General features: G+C 67.8%; 13 protein-coding genes and 1 pseudogene. 5 read left to right on the forward strand and 9 right to left on the reverse strand.

Annotated elements, in window-relative coordinates; translation table 11 throughout:
- Window positions 1-68: 68 nt before the first annotated feature.
- The 3 genes from OG394_RS11655 to OG394_RS11665 are packed head-to-tail and all read right to left on the reverse strand — an operon-like array spanning window position 69 to window position 3,351.
- The gene (locus OG394_RS11655) at window positions 69-1,454 is read right to left on the reverse strand and encodes a mannitol dehydrogenase family protein (RefSeq protein ID WP_328995213.1); all 1,386 of its coding nucleotides are present in this window, start codon (window positions 1,452-1,454) and stop codon (window positions 69-71) included.
- Complete coding sequence (locus OG394_RS11660; RefSeq protein WP_328995214.1) at window positions 1,451-2,353, reverse strand: PfkB family carbohydrate kinase; 903 nt, start codon at window positions 2,351-2,353, stop codon at window positions 1,451-1,453. Before OG394_RS11660 ends, OG394_RS11655 begins: the two co-directional genes overlap by 4 nt.
- Window positions 2,354-2,367: 14 nt before the next feature.
- On the reverse strand, window positions 2,368-3,351 hold the full coding sequence (locus OG394_RS11665) for a LacI family DNA-binding transcriptional regulator (protein WP_328995215.1): 984 nt from the start codon (window positions 3,349-3,351) through the stop codon (window positions 2,368-2,370).
- Between the two features lie 114 nt (window positions 3,352-3,465).
- Between OG394_RS11665 and uxaC the strand changes: the two genes are divergently transcribed.
- Together uxaC and OG394_RS11675 are read left to right on the forward strand one after the other, a co-directional pair.
- A complete protein-coding gene (gene uxaC / locus OG394_RS11670) occupies window positions 3,466-4,845 on the forward strand; it encodes a glucuronate isomerase (RefSeq protein WP_328995216.1) in 1,380 nt (459 codons plus the stop codon).
- A 403-nt stretch (window positions 4,846-5,248) separates the two neighbouring features.
- Complete coding sequence (locus OG394_RS11675; protein ID WP_328995217.1) at window positions 5,249-6,409, forward strand: glycosyltransferase family 4 protein; 1,161 nt, start codon at window positions 5,249-5,251, stop codon at window positions 6,407-6,409.
- Here OG394_RS11675 and OG394_RS11680 read toward each other — a convergent pair.
- From OG394_RS11680 to OG394_RS11690, 3 genes are read right to left on the reverse strand one after another with little or no spacing between them, the layout of a single operon-like run.
- Window positions 6,406-6,822: an adenylyltransferase/cytidyltransferase family protein gene (locus OG394_RS11680; protein ID WP_328995218.1), complete on the reverse strand. Its 417-nt coding sequence runs from the start codon at window positions 6,820-6,822 to the stop codon at window positions 6,406-6,408. The genes OG394_RS11675 and OG394_RS11680 overlap by 4 nt on opposite strands.
- Window positions 6,823-6,829: 7 nt before the next feature.
- Entirely contained in the window at window positions 6,830-7,657 is an 828-nt protein-coding gene (locus OG394_RS11685; protein ID WP_328995219.1) for a CDP-alcohol phosphatidyltransferase family protein, read from the reverse strand.
- Window positions 7,654-8,085, reverse strand: a complete 432-nt coding sequence (locus tag OG394_RS11690) for an adenylyltransferase/cytidyltransferase family protein (protein ID WP_328995220.1) — start codon at window positions 8,083-8,085, stop codon at window positions 7,654-7,656. The genes OG394_RS11685 and OG394_RS11690 overlap by 4 nt, the downstream gene beginning before the upstream one ends.
- Before the next feature lie 569 nt (window positions 8,086-8,654).
- On the opposite strand from OG394_RS11690, the gene OG394_RS11695 reads away from it, so the two are divergent.
- The gene (locus tag OG394_RS11695; protein WP_328995222.1) at window positions 8,655-10,391 is read left to right on the forward strand and encodes a right-handed parallel beta-helix repeat-containing protein; all 1,737 of its coding nucleotides are present in this window, start codon (window positions 8,655-8,657) and stop codon (window positions 10,389-10,391) included.
- A gap of 146 nt (window positions 10,392-10,537) precedes the next feature.
- On the opposite strand, the gene OG394_RS11700 is transcribed toward OG394_RS11695, so the two are convergent.
- Window positions 10,538-11,701 (reverse strand): glycosyltransferase family 4 protein, encoded by a 1,164-nt coding sequence (locus OG394_RS11700; RefSeq protein ID WP_328995223.1) that lies wholly within the window; start codon window positions 11,699-11,701, stop codon window positions 10,538-10,540.
- A gap of 628 nt (window positions 11,702-12,329) precedes the next feature.
- On the opposite strand from OG394_RS11700, the pseudogene OG394_RS11705 reads away from it, so the two are divergent.
- Window positions 12,330-12,941, forward strand: a pseudogene (locus OG394_RS11705) (right-handed parallel beta-helix repeat-containing protein); the annotation flags it as partial.
- 190 nt (window positions 12,942-13,131) lie between these two features.
- On the opposite strand, the gene OG394_RS11710 reads toward OG394_RS11705, so the two are convergent.
- Both OG394_RS11710 and OG394_RS11715 read right to left on the reverse strand, forming a co-directional pair.
- Entirely contained in the window at window positions 13,132-14,526 is a 1,395-nt protein-coding gene (locus OG394_RS11710) for an O-antigen ligase family protein (protein WP_328995224.1), read from the reverse strand.
- Window positions 14,523-16,139: a Wzz/FepE/Etk N-terminal domain-containing protein gene (locus OG394_RS11715; protein WP_328995225.1), complete on the reverse strand. Its 1,617-nt coding sequence runs from the start codon at window positions 16,137-16,139 to the stop codon at window positions 14,523-14,525. The genes OG394_RS11710 and OG394_RS11715 overlap by 4 nt, the downstream gene beginning before the upstream one ends.
- Before the next feature lie 296 nt (window positions 16,140-16,435).
- Here OG394_RS11715 and OG394_RS11720 point away from each other — a divergent pair, with 296 nt between their 5' ends.
- Window positions 16,436-18,637 carry a LamG-like jellyroll fold domain-containing protein gene (locus OG394_RS11720; protein ID WP_328995226.1) on the forward strand — a complete coding sequence of 734 codons (2,202 nt, stop codon included), beginning with the start codon at window positions 16,436-16,438 and terminating at the stop codon, window positions 18,635-18,637.
- Window positions 18,638-18,762: the final 125 nt, after the last annotated feature.

Here is an 18,762-nt window from a genome sequence, read left to right on the forward strand (position 1 = left end):
CTCCGGCCGACGCTAGATGGAGGTCTTGCCAAGGGCACAGGGTTCTGAGCTGCAACAACCTGCAAGCTTTATGCGGACAACGCGGCGAGCTCCGTCACCAGCAGCGCACGGAACGTCGCATTCTCGCGAAGGTCGGCCGCGAAAACCTGCTCCACACCGAGCAACGCCTCGACCAACCCCGCGGGTCCGGCCTTCGCCTCGCCGACGACCGTCCGCAGCTTCTCGGCCAGTGGATCATCGATCTCAGAGGCCGTACTGACGTAGCGCATCCACGCCGCCACGGCCAACGCGGCATGGCGCGGTTCGGCGCCGGCCGCGAGGCGATCGCGAATCGTGCCGAGCAGGCGAACCGGCAACTTCACCGACCCGTCCATCGCGACCTGGGTGGTCCGGTGCTTCAACGCCGGATTGGCGAACCGCTGCAGCACACTCTCCCCGTACGACGTGAGGTCCAGCCCGGCCGGCGGGTCGAGCGTCGGTACGACGTCCTCGGTCATCAGGTCCTGCGCCAGCCGTGCGAGCTCTTCGTCCCGGACCGCCTCGGCGATCGTCGCGTAGCCGCGCAGCGCACCGAGGTACGCCAGCAGCGAGTGGGTCGCGTTCAGCATCCGGAGTTTAGCCTGCTCCCAGGGCGCGACGTCATCGGTCAGGATCGCGCCGGCCTGCTCCCACGCGGGCCGGGCCGCGGCGAAGTCGTTCTCGATCACCCATTGGCGGAACGGTTCGGCCACCACCACGCCCTCGTCACGCCAGCCGAGCAGGCGTTCCGCGTCCACGCGATCGGCGTCGGTCGTCGCGGGCACGATGCGATCCACCATGCTCGACGGGAACCTCGCGGCCGCCAATTGCTCGGTGGCACAGCCCTTGGCTTCGGCGAACTCGTGCACCAGCCGCTTCAGTACAGCCCCATTGCCGACGAGGTTGTCGCAGGAGAGCAGCGTCAGCGGACCAGCGCCAGAACGGGCTCTGGCCTCTAGGCCGGCCACTAGCTGCCCGACAACCGTGCGAGGTGTTGCTGAGGCCAGATCCGCCTGGATGCCCTCATCGGCGAAGTCGAGTCCTCCGCCGGGCGCAGCGCGGTAGCCCTTCTCAGTGACGGTCAACGTCACTACCGACACGGCTGGATCGGCAATGCGCTCTACGACGCCTTCTGGCGCTACCAGCAGCTCGCGGACGCTACCGATCGCCTGGATCGTCGGGTCGCCGAGTCCGCGCTCTAGGACCGAGTAGAGCCCGTCCTGCGGCGCTAGCTGGTCCCGCACGGTCGTAGAACGCTGGCTGACTCCTGAGATCCCCCAGGTCGTCTCGCCAGTCGCAGCCGCCGCTAGTTCCGTATAGACCGCCTGGTGAGCCCTGTGGAAGGCGCCGATCCCCAGATGGACCAGGCCGATCGACAACTCGTCAGGGTTTACCGCGGTAGCGACCTTGCTGTCGCGTGAGAGTCGCTCGGTCATGAGTGAACCGCCAATGCGTGGGCGCGGACTTCTTCCAGAGTGGCGACGTATCCCGTGCCACCAAGACCTCCAACGGACAGAGAGGCCGCAGCCACTCCTAGCTGGATCGCCTGGTGTAGGTCGTCCCCAAGGGCAAGACGTGCTGTGACGGTCCCGGCGAACGAATCGCCCGCACCGGTCTGGTCGACGACTCGAGGCGCTGGCACCGCTGGAACTTCGGTGCCGTCGTCCAGCAACACTCCATCGGCACCACGCGTCATTGCGACCGCTTGCGCCCCGAGCTGCCTCAACGTCGTACAGGCTGCATCGGGGGTTTCCCCGACCAGTTGTGCCTCTTGCGGCCAGGCTGGGGTCATCAGTCGCGCGTACGGCGCTAGGAGGCGGAGGTGTTCGGCGGCGCCTGCGGCGTCGACTAGGCGTGGCCGCCAGTTCGGGTCGTACACGAAGCACGTAGAGAGGGCTGCGGCCTTTCGGACGGCCGCAGCGGCTGATGCCGAGATGGCGCACGCGATGCCGCTTGCCAGGACTGCGCCGAGCTTGTCGGGCACGTCCTCGGGGCTAAGGCCTGAGCCGGCACTGCCCTTGCGTACGTAGAGGAACTCGCGTCCACCGGTCGGATCGGCCTGCTGCAGGTAGAGACCGTGTTGCCCGGGCACGCGCACCACCCGGCTGCTGTCGATCCCGAGATCGTTGACGCGGGCAATGAGCCGGTCGCCGAGGTCGTCGTCCGGGACTCTCGCCAGCAAGGCGGTGTGCGCCCCTGCGGCGGCAGAGGCGGCTGCGGCGTTCAGGGCGTCCCCCGAGAAGGCGAGGCGCATCGTCGTACCGGTGTCGAGTGGTTCGGTCGCGGTCAGTTCGACCAGGACCTCGCCCAGTACGAAGACGTCGGGGGTGGTCACTAAGACTCCTCCAGTCATGGGGTAACGCCAGTGGAGCCGCGCACGATCAGCTCACCGGGTAGCTGCCGGCCAGGACCGGCCACGCCGTCGGGGTCGTCCAGTAGCGCCAGCAGAAGCTCCACCGCGACCCGGCCCGCCTGCTGCTTCGGGAGGCTCACGGTGGTCAGAGCGGGCCGGGCCATCCGGGACATCGCGATGTCGTCGATGCCGACCACGCTGAAGTCCTTCGGCACGGATATTCCGCGAGCATCCAGACGGGCCATCAAGCCGATCGCGACCAGGTCGTTGTAAGCCACCACGGCGGTGGCTCCGGAAGCGACGACCTGGTCGGCGGCGGCGAATCCCCCGTCGTAGTGCGGCGGGAAATGCCCGATCTTGACCACCTCGAGCCCGGCTGTGGCAGCGGCCTCGGTCAGACCCCGGGCCCGCTCACCTTCGGACCAGGACGTGGCCGGGCCACCGACCCAGGCGATCCGGCGATGCCCGAGCGCGGCCAGATGACCGACCGCCTGGCGCATACCGTCGGTGTTGTCGAACGTGACCGAGCCGATGTCCGCTGCGACCCGGTTGACCAGCACGACCCGGGTCTCGGCGGCGAACCCGACCAGCTCGTCGAGACTAGCCCGTGGCGAGCAGAGGATCATTCCGTCGACCTGCTTGGCCAACGCCCGGACTAAGCCCACCTCGACAGCCGGGTCCTCGTCGGCATCAGCCAGGAAGACCGCGAGGTCGGCCGCCCTGGCCCGTGCCTGGATGCCCTTGACGATGCTCGGGAAGAAGGGGTTCGCGAGGTCCGGCACGACCAGGCCGATGTTGCCGGTGCGGCCCGTGATGAGACCGCGGGCGGCCCGGTTCGGGGCGTAGCCGAGGCGGTCGGCGGCGGACTGCACGCGCGCCCGGGTCTCGACGTTCACCATCTCGGGCATCGAGAGCGCACGCGAGACGGTCGACGCCGAGACACCGGCCAAGCGGGCGACGTCGCGAATGGTCGAAGGCACATGCGGAGTTTGCAGCCTGTTTCATCGAGGTGTCAACAGCCGGGCCTTGTGCCTGTGTTGTCGGACTGCAATCCTTTGCAGTGTCCGTTTCATTCGATGCGTCCTGGAGATCTTGTGCCGAAGCTGCTGCAGCCTCATCCCGATCGCGCCCTGCCCGCCGGCGAGGCCCGCGACATCGCCCGGCGGATCTATGAGTCGGTCCGGGAGTTGCCGCTGCTGTGCTTCCACGGCCACGTCGACGCCGCGCTCTTCGCTACCAACGAGCCCTTCGGCGATCCTGCGGACCTGTTGGTCGTTCCGGATCACTACGTCACGCGCATGCTCGTGTCGCAGGGTGTGCCGCTTGAGAGCCTTAGTGCGGGCGGGGATCCCCGGGAGATCTGGCGGGCGTTCTGCTCGCATTGGCACCTCTTCCGCGGCACACCTAGCCGGTACTGGATCGAGCACGAGCTGGCCGAGGTACTCGGTGTGAAGCTCGCGCCTTCCGCAGAGACGGCTGACGAGCTGTACGACGAGATCAGCGCGCGCCTGGCCGAGCCGTCGTTCCGCCCGCGTGCTCTGCTCGACTCGTTCCGGATCGAGGTCATCTCGACGACGGACGCTGCAACCGACGACCTGGGCCACCACAAGGCCCTCGCTTCCTCGATGCCGGGACGAGTGATTCCGACGTTCCGACCGGACGCTTTGGTGTACGTCGATACGCCCGGCTGGGTTGAAGCCGTGCGGCTGTTGGGCGAGATGGCGGGGACGGACACGTCGACGTACGACGGGTATCTGGAGGGTCTCCGGGTACGTCGACGTGCGTTTATCGAGGCGGGCGCGCTTGCTACGGATCACGGTCATCTCAGTGCATCGACCGAGCCATTGAGTGATGAGAAGGCTCGGGCCATCTATGCGGACGCGCTACGTGGTGAGGCTGGTGCGGCCGCGGAGACGTTTGCTGGGCACATGTTGTTCCAGATGGCGGCTATGTCGGCGGAAGACGGTTTGGTGATGCAGTTGCATCCGGGCGTGCTTCGGAACCACAACACCGATGTGCTGGGGCGGTTCGGGCGTGACCGGGGGTATGACATTCCTGTCCGTACTGAGTTCACTCGGTCGTTGCGGCCGTTGTTGGAGCGGTTCGGGCATGCGGAGGGATTCGGGCTGGTGCTGTTCACGGTGGACGAGACCGTCTACTCCCGCGAGTTGGCGCCGCTTGCCGGGGTCTACCCGACTGTGCGGCTCGGAGCGCCGTGGTGGTTCCTGGACAGCCCGGACGGGATGCGCCGGTTCCGCGAGCTGGTGACCGAGACGGCTGGTTTTGCGAATATGTCGGGTTTTGTCGACGACACGCGGGCGTTCCTGTCCATCCCGGCCCGGCACGACCTCGCCCGCCGAATCGACGCGGGCTACCTCGCCAAGCTCGTCACCGAACACCGCCTCGAGGAAGACGAAGCCCTCGAGGTGGCAGCAGACCTCGCCTACAACCTCGCCTCCACGACCTACCGCTAACCGCCGAAGCACTCCCCCACGGCGTCGGGTGCGAGTGGTGCCCGCGCACGGCGGCAGGCGGTGCACGACGACTGACGTCCGAGTGGTGCCGCGACGGGTGCAACCCGACGAAGGGCGTCGGGTGGTGCACAAGACTGCGACGATGTCTTGAGTAGGCGTACGCCCCTGGCCTGAGTAGGCGCGCGCCTTCGGTCTTGAGGAGGCGTGCCGCCTTCGGTCTTCGTAGGCGCGCGGCCTCCGTCTTGAGTAGGCGCGCGGCCTGCCTTCTTTCGTTCATTCGTCGGAATCCGCCCTCCCAGCGGCGCGGGCCTGTGCAGGCAGACGACGGGAGGGGGCGGATTCCGACGAATGAACGAAAGAAAGTACCGATAGGCTTTGCGCCTGAGTTGAGGGGGTGCGGGGAATGAAGGTGTTGATCAGCGCCTATGCGTGTGGGCCGGATGAGGGGTCCGAGCCCGGCGCGGGGTGGGCGTTTGTGCGGGCGGCGGTTGAGAAGCATGAGGTTTGGGTGGTTACCCGGCGGCGGTTCGAGGAGTCGATCGAGCGGCGTCGTGCGGCTGATCCGGTGTTGCGCGAGCGGTTGCACGTGACGTACCACGATCTGGCCGATCCGTTGCTGAAGGCAAAGAAGCGCCCGCGCGACGTGTACTGGTACTACGCCCTCTGGCAGCGCGACCTCGGCAAGATCGCCTTGAAGTTGCACCGGGAGGTCGGGTTCGACGTCGCCCACCACGTCACGTTCGCCGCTGACTGGCTGCCGTGCGGTCTACGCCGCCTCCGCGACGTACCACTCGTCTGGGGACCCGTCGGCGGCGCCACCCGGCCGCCGTGGCGGCTCGCCCAGCGCTGGCTCGGCACGCGCGGCATCGTCGGCGAGTTGATCCGCACCCCCTTCACCGAGCTCGCCCGACGAGTCTGGGGCGACCCGGTGGCACGTCAGGCCGGCTTGACTGTTGCCTTGAACGACGACGTGGCGCGACGATTCCGCCGGGCCCGCCGGGTGGTGGTTGAACCGAACTCCTCGATCGACCTCTCAGACGTGCCTCCCGCATCCCCCAATCGCGACGACAACAAGCGCGCAGTGTTCGTGGGGCGACTCGTCGGCTGGAAGGGCGTACGGCTCGCGGTCGCCACCATCGCGCACCCCGACGCCGCCGGTTGGACCTTGGACTTCTACGGCTCTGGGCCCGAGCGCGGCGCGTTGGAGGCCGAGGTGGCCCGCCTAAACCTGGGCGACCGCGTGCGCTTCCTAGGGATGCGGCCGCGGGATGAGGTGCTCGCGGCTCTGCGGGATGCCGACGCGATGCTCTTCCCGTCCCTGCACGACTCGGCGCCCTGGGCGGTGGCCGAGGCCGCGACACTCGGCTGCCCGGTGGTCTGCCTCGACCTGGGCGGGCCGCCACTCCTGGCCGGAGCGGCCGGGCGCGTCGTCGTACCCACTGGAGACGTGATCGGCGAGCTGGCGAGAGCACTCGACGTCAAGGACAGGCCCGAGCCGACCCTGCGCTGGTCCCCCGAAAGACTGCCGGGGGTCGTGGACGACTGGTACCAGTCGGTGGTTTAGTGCGCGCCGTCTAACAGGCGGCGCAGGCCCGTGCTCGAGGTCGAGGCGGTGTAGGGGAAGTAGTGCACCCGGGCACCGACCTCGCCGAGGAGTTTCTCCAGGCGGATGGCCTTCTCGGTGCCCTTCCAATCGTCTCCCTTGAACAGGACGTCGTACTTCAGCTCTTTCCACATCTCGAACTTGTCGCTGGACCAGTCGCTGACGACCTTGTCGACCAGGTCGATCGCCCCAACGACCTCCATGCGCTCGTGATGCGGGACCACCGGGCATCGGCCCTTGATCGCGGCGACCACGTCGTCCTCGACCACACCCGCGATCAGGAAGTCGCAGTTCTCCCGGGCCCGGCGCAGGATGTTCAGGTGGCCGATGTGGAACATGTCGTACACACCGGGCGCGTAGCCGATCACGGTCATGCGGACCTCAACCTCGGGCGGAGACTTCGGGCGGAGTCTGGGGCGGCAATTCGGACGTGGCGCCCAGACTAGTCAGTTCGCGCCACCACTTGGTCACCGCCGCCACGAGAAGTAGCAGATTGACTGCCATCAGTAGGCCGTACAGCGTGACGAAGACCGTCGGCCAGGCCAGGGTGATGAAGACCAGGCAGAGCACGCCGTAGTCGCTCGGCGCGATCAGCAAGGACTTGAGCACCGATTCGCCGCGCGGATTCGGCTTGGCGGCGGCGTTGTTGCGGCGCAGCTGCTCCATCAGGATCAGGCCGAAGAACGTCACCGAACCGACCACCACGTACATCATCGGGATCAGCAGCACGAGGTCGGACTTGAACCAGCCGAAGCGGAAGAGCCCGACCAGCACCGCCAGATGCAGCGTCGCGATCTTGGTGCAGTCGATCATGTGGTCGAGCCACTCGCCGACCGGGCTGCCGCCGCCGCGCAATCGCGCCACCTGGCCGTCGGCCGAGTCGAGCGCATAACCGAGGACCAGCAGCAGGGTCACCAGGACGGCGACGTTGAACGTCGGCCAGGCCAGGGCGATGACGGCGATACCCGCGAAGGAACAGAGGGCGCTCGCCGCGCTCACCTGGTTCGGCGTGGCACCTAGTTTGTACGCCGCGGCGGCGAGGTAGCGGCCGAGGCGCCGGTTGATGAAGCGTGAGTACGCCGGGGTGCCGGCGGCGGGCTTTTGGGCGGACGACAGGGCCGCGACCAATTCGCTGATCGAGCTCGCCTGGCTCGGGCGCGGGCTCTGGTCCGCGCTCGGGCTGTGGCTCGCGGGCGGGCTCTGGCTCATGCGACCGAACTGCGGGTGACCCGCTGGTCGAGGGCGGCACGGAGGATGTCGCTGTCGGTGCTCCGGGCGACGTCGAGGTGCCGGACGGCCGGAGCCGCGACGGCCAGGGCCGAGGCCGCCGGAACGACCGCACTCTCCAGGCCGGGGCCGGTGAAGACCAGGTCGACGCCGAGGGCGCTGAGCACGTCGGCGCTGGCGCCGTTCGTCACCACGACCTCGTCGACACAGCGCAACCGGCTGATGATCTGCTGGCGCTCGATCAGCGGCACGAACGGCCGCACGCCCAGGTGCTCTTCGGCCCACTCGTCGGTCAGCACGCCGACGACCAGCCGGTCACAGCCGGCCCTCGCCTGCTGGAGCAGCTCCAGATGCCCGACATGGAACAGGTCGAACACTCCGGACAGATATCCGCCCATTGAAACAGCCACCACGGTCCCCCCACCGAGCCCTGTGGGCTCACGCCTCGCGCCCCCCGGCGCCCCAACCTGGTCCCGCGAGTCTCGCGCCGCTCTGCGCTCAACCCGGAAACACACTGCACAGACCTTACACCCGGTAACCGGCGACACCTAGCGATGACGCTCGGTCGAGATCCGGCGAACAACACCCGAATTTACCGGGAATTCCCTGACGAAACAATAAATCGTCTAATTCATTCAGTTGTTTGACTCACGGCCGCTATTCGGGCGCAATAGGTGATCAACGTTAAATCCAGGCTAGATTCCGGTGATTACCGAGACGGCGTCGTCCGTAACCGTACGCAGTCATAACCGGCATAAGCCCAGGTGACAGGGCGAACGCATCGTCAATTCACGGCAGCGGAGTGTGCAAACGGGCCTTTCAACGGCGTTCAGCGCCCGTTCGGACGACTTGACCGCCAAGTAACGATCTTGCAACATGACGATCCGCACGAGGGCGCCCATTCAAACGGGCGGAGGGAATTGACCAGGCCGCTACTGGGGACATAGTGCGCCAACATCAGCCTCGGAGGTTGTTTCACTTGAAGAAGTTGCTGTACGCCGCACTCATCGCGGTGCTCGTCTCCACCGTTACGGTCTGGGTCACCAAAGGAGGTCCGTCCGACAGCGCCGCGGCGTCGTCGAAGTCGACCCCTGAGCGCGGTGCCGGCTACTGGCAGGGCAAGAAGCCAACCCACTGGCCCACCAAATGGCCGCGCCCGACCGTGACGCCGACGGTCACGCCGACCACGACGGTCAAGCCGACCACCAGTACGACGACGACCACGAGCACGGCGCCGACGCAGCCGACCCCGACCGCCACCTCGAGCACGACGAACCCCCCGGTGCCGCCGCCCACCACCACGGTGCCGACCACCCTAACGACCGGCCCGTCCATCGCCGGCGCGTGTTCCGGGACCACCATCAACCCCGGCCAGGACCCGCAGACCGTGCTGAACTCGAAGCCCGAGGGCACGACGTTCTGCTTCGCCGCGGGCGTGCACCGCATCACCAAGACCCTCCGGCCGAAGGCCAACCAGGTCCTGGCCAGCTCCGCCCGGGCCGTACTGAGTGGCTCCGTTCGGCTGGGCGACAGCTACTGGAAGACCAGCGGCGACAAGTGGGTCGTGCGCGGCGCGTTGCCGGCGGCGTACAGCAAGGTCGGCCAGTGTGAGGACAACGTCGCCAATATCTGCGACCTCCGCGAGCAGCTCTTCTTCGACGGCAAGCACCTGACCCGGGTCGGGTCGCTGAGCCAGGTCACGCCGACCAGCTTCTACGCCGACTACGCGGCCAACGCCATCTACATCGGCCGCACTCCGGTCGGGCACGCCATCGAGATGTCCAAGACCAACCAGGCCATCGGCACCGGTGGTACCGGCGTCATCGTGCGCGGTCTGACCATCGAGCACTTCGCCAGCCCGGCCCAGACCGCCGCGGTCGAGATCGGCGCCGGCTGGCAGGCCATCGCGAACGAGTTCCGCGACAACCACGCCGTCGGCCTCAAGCTCGCTCGCGCCGACCGGGCCATCGTCCGGGCGAACCGGGTGACCCGCAACGGCCAGCTCGGCATCAGCCAGTGGCGTTCGCAGGGCGCGCAGATCCTGCGCAACGAGATCGACAACAACAACACCGACGGCTTCTGGATCGCCGACTGGGAGTCCGGTGGCATCAAGTCCACCTGGTCGTCCGGTCTGATCGAGGCGAACCACGTGCACGACAACCTCGGCATCGGCGTCTGGTCAGACATCGAGGAGAACAACAAGGTCATCAAGGGCAACCGCATCGACCAGAACGCGGCCTGCGGTATCCGCTACGAGATCAGCTACAACGGCACGATCATCGGCAACACCGTCACCAACAACGGCTTCGGCGTACGACGTACCGGCGCCGGCGGTGGCCGGAGCCTCTTCGACGGCGGCGGCATCAACGTCAACACCTCGTCGAACGTGCGCATCGAGGGCAACACCCTGACCGGTAACCGCAACGGCGTCGCGGTCCAGTCCCGCGACCGCGGTACGGCCACCGGCGGCCAGGGCACCTTCCTGCTCCGCAACGTCAAGGTCGTGAACAACAAGATCGGCATCGACTCGGGCACCGCCACCAACGGCGCGGTCTACCTGGGCAGCGCGACGATCCCGGCCGGCGCGGTCGTCTTCACCGGCAACCAGTACAACGTGGACAGCCTGTCCGCGACGCGCTTCAACTGGATGAACAAGTTGATGACCACCGCCCAGTGGAAGGCCGCCGGCAACGACACCACCGGCTCCTTCAGCTAGTCACCACCCCTCCAACAGGCCGGTCCCCCACCAGGGACCGGCCTGTTCGGCTTTGCCGGGCTCGGCCTTCCCGCCGCAGGTGTGGCTAGCTAGCCACGGCCCAAAGTCCGTACCTCGCAGGCGATGAAGAGGTGGCGGTCCGAGGGTCACTGGTGGAGGAGCGAGGTGTAGAGGGCCTCGGTGGCTGCTAGGTCGGCTTCGGGGGTGAAGCGGGAGAGGTAGGAGGCGCGGGCGTTGGCGCCGAGGGCGTCCGTGTTGGCGGAGACCTTGGCGAGGGCGGTTCGGAGGGCGGGGATGTCGCCGGGGGTGAAGGCGGCGCCGTTGCGGCCGTCTTCGACGAGTTCGGCTAGGGCGCCGATCTGGGCGGCCACTACCGGGACGCCGTGGGCGAAGGCCTCGACGATGACCATGCCGAAGGTTTCGTACCAACGGGCCGGTACGACGAGCAGCGTGGCGCGGGCCATCAGGTCCATGCACTCCTGCCACGGCACGGCACCGACGTACGAGATCGAGCCCGACGACGCGGCTTCGGCCCGCAGGACGTCGTCACGCAACGGCCCGTCCCCCGCGATGACCAGCTTGCCGAGCGCGGGGTCCCACGCCTCGAGGAGGTCGAGCAGGCCCTTCTCCGGTGCGAGGCGGCCGACGAACAGCACGTGCTCCCCGGATCCGGAACGGACTCCGGCCGGGTGCGGGACGGAGTGCGGTTTGACCGTGATCCGCGCCGGGTCGTACCCGTCCTTGATGAACGTCTCCCGCACGAAGGCCGACGGCGCGACGAACCTGGTGACGTACTTGTGCCAGGTCTTGAGCCCACGGTGCAACTGGATCCCGGCCGCGAGCGGCACGCTGGCGATCCGCGAGTCCCGGTAGCACCCGTGCCGCACGCCCGCCCACGGCGACGTACCGACGCAGTCCTCGCAGGGGGCGCCGTCGCGCTGCAGGAGCCCGTTCGCGCACATCAGGCGGAAGTTGTGCAGCGTCGCCACCACGGGCACGTCGGCGGCCGCGGCAGCCTTGAGCACCGACGGGCTGATCAGTGGAAAGGTGTTGTGGACGTGAATGATGTCCGGACGCCGTACCGTGATCTCAGACGCGAGCGAACGCTCGTCCAACCTCGACCACAATGACCGGACCGGCACCAAGGCCCGGCCCAGCACCGGCAGTTCGGCGATATCGTCGCTCGACCGGGAGTAGAGCTCGACGTCATGACCACCCGCCCGTAAGACGTCGACGTGCTGCGAGACCACGACATTCTCGCCGCTCGGCTGAGCCGATCGGTACCAGTTGTGCACCACGAGCACTCGCATAGGGTGCAACAGTAGATGGGCGGCGGACATGACGCGATCGATCGAGCGGCGCATACCCCCGCAAAGCCTGATCGCGGTCGCCCTGCTGCTCACGGGAGTGCTGACCGGCTGCACCTCCAACGACGACACAGCGTCAGCGACCGCACCTCCCCCGGCCGGTCCGACCACACCGATTGCCGCGGGCATCGACCGTGCCGGCCCCTGCACAGGGGTGCAGGTCGAGCCCGGTGCCGATGTGCAGCGCGTGCTCGACAGCCACCCCGCCGGTACGACGTACTGCTTCGGCCGTGGGCTGTTCCGGATCGGCAAGCCGTTGAAACCGCAGCCGGGTGACACCCTCGCGAGCAGCGCGGGCGCCATCATCTCCGGGTCCCGGATCGTCAAGACCTGGAGCCGGGAAGGCGCCCACTGGGTCGCGCGAGACCTGCTGCCGGCGCCGTACGGGCGAGTCGGCAAGTGCGAGGACAACCGGGCCAACCCGTGCCACCAGGGCGAGCAGATCTTTGTCGACGGCAACCACCTCGCCCGCGTCACCACCAAGGCGAAGCTTGCGCCAGGCAAGTTCTTCCAGGATTACGAGCGGGACCTCACCTACCTGGCCGACGATCCGGCCGGGAAGCTGGTCGAGATGTCGCACGCCCACAGCGCCACGGATGGCAACGTGCCCCGCGTGACCGTGCGCGGGCTGACGATCCAGCACTTCGCGAGCCGCCCGCAGAAGGCGGCCCTGACCGTTGGCGACGACTGGCTGGTCGAGGCGAACGAGGTCCGCTGGAACCACGCCGTCGGCATCCTCGTGGCCCGCGGCGATCGGGCCAGGCTGCTGCACAACAAGGTCGTCCACAACGGCCAGCTCGGGATCAGCCAGCACCGCTCGGAGCACGTGCTGATGGCGGGGAACGAGGTGTCCCGCAACAACACCGACGGCTTCTGGGTGATCGACTGGGAGTCCGGCGGGATCAAGTCGACTCGATCGTCCGGCGTGATCGAGAACAACCTGGTCGAGGCCAATCTCGGCAACGGCATCTGGAGCGATGTCGCCGACTACGACCGGCACATCCGGACCAACCGGATCATCGACAACGCGGCCGACGGCGTTCGTTACGAGATCAGCTATGAGGGCACGATCGAGCGGAACCTTGTCGTCGGCAACGGCTTCTTCGGCGGCCGCGGCTCCGGCCCGACGCTGCTGGACGGCGCCGGGATCAACGTCAACACCTCAACGGGTGTGACCATCACGGGCAACGTCGTGGCCGGCAACCTGAACGGGATCTCGCTGCAGTCCCGGCCGCGCGGCAATGGCCCGCGCGGCCCTTACGTACTGCGCAACATCACTGTGAAGGTCAACCGGGTCACGATGACCGAGGGCTCGGCGCAGACCGGGGTCGCACAGCTCGGTGATGCGGACATCCCGGCGGGCACGCTGAAGTTCAGGAAGAACTCGTACGACCTGGAGAGTCCGGAGGCGCGCCGGTTCGAGACGCAGGGCCGGGATCTGACGCCCGCGCAATGGCAAGCCGCAGGCTTCGATCCGGATGGCCGGTTCGACTAGCGGATTCGGCTCGACCAGCGGATTTGGATCGCCAGCGGTCGGCATCGGCGACGGCCGCCGCGGCCAGCAGGTGCACGGTCATCGAGCTCAGGTCGCTCAGGCCGCTCTCGTTGATCGAGGCAAGGGTCAGGTAGCCCATCAGCATCGCCGTGGAGGCACGGATGTACGGCGTGGGGGCGCGCACCACGGCCACCCAGGCGAGGATGAACGCGATCGCGATCAGCGCGACGCCGAGCAGACCCGTCTCCCAGTAGAGCCCGAGCCAGCTGTTGTCGATCGGCTGGACGTCGATATCACCTTCACCGCGGCGGAGCAGCACCCGTTTGTTGCCCAGGCCGTGCCCGATCAACGCGGTCTGCGGGGCAACCTTCTCCTCGATGATGTACGACCAGGCGAGTGTCCTGCCGCTGAGTGACTCCAGCTGTTTCGTGCCCTGGCCCCGCAACAACCAGCTATGCAGGACCGGCACGACGAGGAAGACGCCCACCACACCAAAGGGAGCCAGAACGGTCGCGAACCGGCCGAGCCAGGTCTTGCGGGTAAGGAACAGCGCGAGCACCAGACCGATGCCGAGCGCGGCCGCCGCCGTCCGGGTCTTGCTCAGGGCGATCAGGGTGAGGCCGCCGAAGACCAGCATCGTCCCGGGGATGGGTTTCATCCGGCGATTCAGCACAGCGATCAGGGCCAGGCCACAGACCAGCGCGCCGACCTCACCGACCCGTGGCGGCAGCATCGGCAGGATCACGCCCTGCAGCCGATAGCCCGCCCCGAGCGAGCTGATCTGCCGCCAGGCCTGGCTCGGCGAGACGAGAACACCCACCGCGATCAGGCCCGCCAGGAAGACGTGGGCGTACAGGTGCGCCTTGACCAGCCGCTCGGGCACTGACAGCAGCGGACGCCAGATGACCATCATCAAAAGCAGGCCGGTCGCCAGCCGGACGAGGCGCAGCAACGGGGTCATCGGCTCGGCCAGCAGGAAGCCGGTCGCGGTCGCGAACAGCACGTAGCCCAGGTACATGAACGTCGTCCCGGAGACGCGGGTCCGGAAGCCCGGCTTGGTCGAGACCAGCGCCAGCAGGAACACCCCGCCGAGCAGCGCCCCCTTCAGCAGGCTGTTGCTGGCATCGGTCGATCCCTGCGGCGCGCTCGGCCGGGAAGACCACGGCTGTACGTCGACGACCAGCAGCGTCCACAGCACCACCCACAACCCACCGGGAGCGAAGTCGGCCAGCCTCTTCCGTGAGGAGTCCGCTGGCGCCGCTGTGGCAGTCACGGCCTGGCGGACTCGATCAAGTGCCCGTTCGCGTCGAGCGGGATACCGAGCGTCTCGTCATCGCGATGGGCGCCGATCAGCACCACTCCGAGCACGGGTGCGCCGGCGAACTCCAGAGACGCGCACAGCCGGGACACCCGGCTCTGCCGGTCATGCCCGCACTGCACGACGAGCACGCAGCCGTCGACCGCGGCGGCAAGCGGCGCCACCCCGTGGTTTCGGTCAGCCGCCGGCCCGTGCACGACCAGGGTTTCCGCCGAGGCGCGCAGGTCGGCCACGATGCCGGGAACCAGCGCCGGCGCGACCGTCAGGGCCTGCTCGTCTCCCCTGCCGGGCAGCAGCAACTGCAGGTCGGGCGTGGGCCCGGGCACCAGCAGCTTGCGCGCCTTGTCGTTGCGCGAGTGAGCCGGCTCCGCGACCAGGTCGACCAGGCCTTCCGGGTTCTCGGGGGCGCCCCGGCCGAGCTTCACTTCCGGCCGGGGACCGCGGACGTCCGCGAAGACCAGCACGGTACGACGGCCTTCGCGCGCCGTGGCCGCCGCCATCGCGAGCGCCACGCCATCGGCGTTCGGGCTGGGTGATGCCGACAGCACCAGCACGGCGCCCTCGCCGTCCGCGCTGTAACCGCGATGGGCGATGGCCGAGACGACCTCCGTTCCCAGGGCCGTCAGCTCGGCGCTGTCCAGCCGGCGGGCGGTGCGATGCCACCAGCGGCGCCCGGTCGTCGACGCGGTGAGCACCGGCGCTCCCGCACTCCGGGCGGCCTCGTCGCGGGTGGCGACAAAGGGGCTGAGATGGGTGCTGGCGAGGGCGAGACCGATCCCGAGGACGAGGCCGAGGACCCCGCCGACGATGGCGTCGCGGGCGATCTTCGGCGAGACGGTGGCCGACTGGGTGGAGGCCGGCGTGACCACACTGCTGGTGCTGCCCGCGGAGTCGGCCGCCTCGCGCAGCGCCTTCGCCTTGTCCTTGAAGTCCACCGAGCTGGTGCGCAGATCGACCTGCTTGTCCCGCAGCGAGGAGGCGAGGCCGTCCTGCGAGCGGCTCAGGGCGTTGTCGATCGAGCGCTGCAACCCGTTGGCCTGGGTGGACGTGGTGGTGGCGCGCTGCTCGTTCTGCACCGCGAGGGTGGCGAGCACGCTCTGCGCGGCGGCACGGCGCTGCTCCAGGTAGACCCGGGCGATCATGTTGGCCCGGCGGACGGCTTCCTCGGCGGTCGGCCCGTCGGTGGTGATGACATAGGAGTTGTCGGTGACGGCCTTCACCCGGGTCACGGCCGAAAGCTTCTGCACCTCGTCATCGGCGCTGGACAGTCCCAGTTTGGCGGCCACCAGGCGCATCGTCGACGGGCTCGCGACCACCCGGGCCTGCGTCTCGGCGGGCAGGTCGAGGCCGAGCGGACCGGTCTTGTCCAATCCCGCGGGCAGGTCGAGCAGCGCCGGCGGCACGGCCGGGCCGACCAGGATCTCGCTGGTCGCGGTCCAGCGGGCGGTCTGCGGCAGAGCGAAGGCGAAGGCGCCGGCTACACCCAGCAACATGCAGGCGCCGATCAGCAGGCGCCGTCGCCACAACGACTGCACCGCGTCGCGCCAAACCATCGTGCCCGGTTCCATCTCGTACCCCCAACTTCCTGCACAAATCCAATGGTCGCTCCACCGATCGCCGCCGGCGGCCCCCGTGACCAGTCGCTCCAGCTTGCCTCAGCACACCAGGGTCGCGGCCGATCTCCAACAGTTTGATGGCCAACGACTACGAATGGTTACCAAGACTGCGAGTTCCATAGCATATCGGCAACTAATTGAGCCTTTGACCTTGCGGACCATCACGCTGCGTGCTCTGATTCGGCTGGGGGAAATCTCGGGGTGGGCAAGCGCGGTGGGGTGCCGCGCTCTTTTATGGGGGTTACTGCATGAGAAAAGTATGCCTTTTCGTGCTCGGAGCGTTACTGGTGGCATTGCTGCCGGCACTGCCTGCGCAGAGCACGGGAGCATCGCTGGGCGCCATTGCTCAACCGATCTGGCAGACCAACGCCGAAGTCCGCATCCTCGCGGTCAGCGGTGGCAAGGTCTACGCAGGCGGCCGATTCACCTCGGTCCGCCCGCCCGGATCGCCGGCGGGGACCAATGAGGTCGCCCGAACCTATCTGGCGCGTTTCGACGCCGCCACCGGAGCCCTGGACATGGGCTTCAACCCCGTCCTGAACGACGCGGTCCACTCGATCGCGGCGTCGGCGGACGGCACCAGAATCTTCGTCGGTGGCGACTTCACCACCGTCAATGGCTCCTCTCGCCGCAAGCTCGCGGCCTTCGATGCGGCAACAGGTGCCTTGAGCAACCAATGGCGCCCGTCCGCGTCGTGGCGGGTCAAGGCGATCGAGGTGCGCGGAAACACTGTGTACCTTGGCGGTTCGTTCAGCCTGGTCAACAACATCGACCGGCTCCGGCTCGCGGCCGTGACCGCCGACACCGCGACACTGTTGCCTTGGGCACCGGTTCCGAACAACGAGATCTACGCGATGGCGCTGTCCGACGACGGCACCAAGATGTTCGCCGGCGGGCCCTTCACCAGCGTGGACGGCACACCCGCGAACACGGCCGTCAGCCTCGACCCGAACACCGGCGCCGTGCAGCCGTTCCCGGCGGGATCGGCCGTTCCGCAGCCGAGTGGGTCGTGTGTCTCGCGCGTTCGCGACATCAGCACGCACGGCAACCAGGTGTTCTTCGCGAACTCCGGTGACGGTGGCGGTTGCTTCGACGGCACTTTCGCGGCGGCCGTCGACACCGGCGCACTGCTGTGGAAGAACCAGTGCCTGGGCGCGACCGAGGCCATCGAGTACGTGAACGGCTGGCTCTTCAAGGGCTCGCACGCGCACGACTGCGCCTACCAGGGCGCGGGCAACTTCCCGCAGGGCGCGGGTTACCGCTTCCTGCTCTCGCAGGACATCAACACCGGCGCGATCGGCCCATGGACGCCGAACACCGACGCCGGACCGCCCACCGAGGTCGGCCCGCTGGCGATGGCGACCGACGGCAGCAACCTCTGGGTCGGCGGCGACTTCCGCACCGTCAACGGCACCGGTCAGGCGGGCATCACCCGCTTCATCTCCAGCGGCCCGGGTGCGGCACCGGCCAAACCGGCTGCGCCGAAGGTCTTCAGCGCGAAGCCCGGTGAGGTCAAGATCAACCTCCAGACGGTGTACGACATGGACGACACCACGCTGACCTACAAGCTGTACCGCGGGTTCAACAAGGAGCTGATCCACACCTGGAGCGGCTTCTCCGAGTGGTGGCGTAAGGAGCAGTTGACCTACACCGACACGGGTCTGCCGGTCGGGTCCGACCAGATCTACCGGGTCGAGGTGAGCGACGGCGCCAACGTGGTGCTGTCGAACTACTCCGCACACATCATCGTGTCGGGCACGACCGCCAACTACTTCGGTCAGGTCCTCGCGGACAACCCGGCCAACCTGTACTGGCGACTCAACGACGCCTCGGGCTCGCTCACCACCGCCGACTCGTCCGGCTTCGCCAACACCGGCAACTCGTCGTCGACCGGCATCACGTACAACCAGACCGGTCGTACGGCGGACGGCAACAAGGCGGCGTCGTTCACCAGTTCGGGCCGGATCACCGGTTCGAAGCCGTCGAACTCGGACGCGGCCGTCTCGGTCGAGGCCTGGGTGAAGACCAGCTCGTTCCTCGGTGGCCGGATTCTCGGCTTCGGCAGCGGCCTGACCGGCAGCAGCACGACCTCGGACCGCCAGCTCTACGTGGACAGCACCAACCGGGTCAAGTTCGGTATGCGCGTCAACGGTGTCAGGACGACCATCACGTCGCCCAGCGCGATCAACAACAACCAGTGGCGCCATGTCGTCGGCACGTTCGAGCCGGGCAGCATGAAGCTGTACGTCGACGGAGCGCTGGTGGCGAGCGCGGCCACGCCGGGCACCGCGGATGTCTATCGCGGTTACTGGCGAGCCGGCAACGACAGCCTGACCAACTGGCCGAACCGTCCGCTCTCCGCGGGTCTGTCCGGCACGTTCGACGAGCTCGCGGTGTACCCGTTCGCTCTGACCGATCAGCAGGTTCTGACGCACTACCAGACCAACTGACCATTCAAGAAGACTCGGCTCTGCTCGAAACGAAGAAGCTCGGGTAGATTGCACCGGTCACCGGTGGGAGGCGGGCGATCACGCCCCGCCAGGCGGTTCGCCTCCCACCTACCCAAACGGGGGAC

Origin of the sequence: Kribbella sp. NBC_01245, assembly GCF_036226525.1 — a bacterium.
GTDB lineage: Bacteria > Actinomycetota > Actinomycetes > Propionibacteriales > Kribbellaceae > Kribbella.

Bases quoted from the DNA above. Each gene is read 5' to 3' on its own strand.
- OG394_RS11655 (WP_328995213.1), bottom strand. From the start codon at position 1,454: ATGACCGAGCGACTCTCACGCGACAGCAAGGTCGCTACCGCGGTAAAC.
- OG394_RS11675 (WP_328995217.1), top strand. From the start codon at position 5,249: ATGAAGGTGTTGATCAGCGCCTATGCGTGTGGGCCGGATGAGGGGTCC.
- OG394_RS11680 (WP_328995218.1), bottom strand. From the start codon at position 6,822: ATGACCGTGATCGGCTACGCGCCCGGTGTGTACGACATGTTCCACATC.
- OG394_RS11685 (WP_328995219.1), bottom strand. From the start codon at position 7,657: ATGAGCCAGAGCCCGCCCGCGAGCCACAGCCCGAGCGCGGACCAGAGC.
- OG394_RS11700 (WP_328995223.1), bottom strand. From the start codon at position 11,701: ATGCGAGTGCTCGTGGTGCACAACTGGTACCGATCGGCTCAGCCGAGC.
- OG394_RS11715 (WP_328995225.1), bottom strand. From the start codon at position 16,139: ATGGAACCGGGCACGATGGTTTGGCGCGACGCGGTGCAGTCGTTGTGG.
- OG394_RS11720 (WP_328995226.1), top strand. From the start codon at position 16,436: ATGAGAAAAGTATGCCTTTTCGTGCTCGGAGCGTTACTGGTGGCATTG.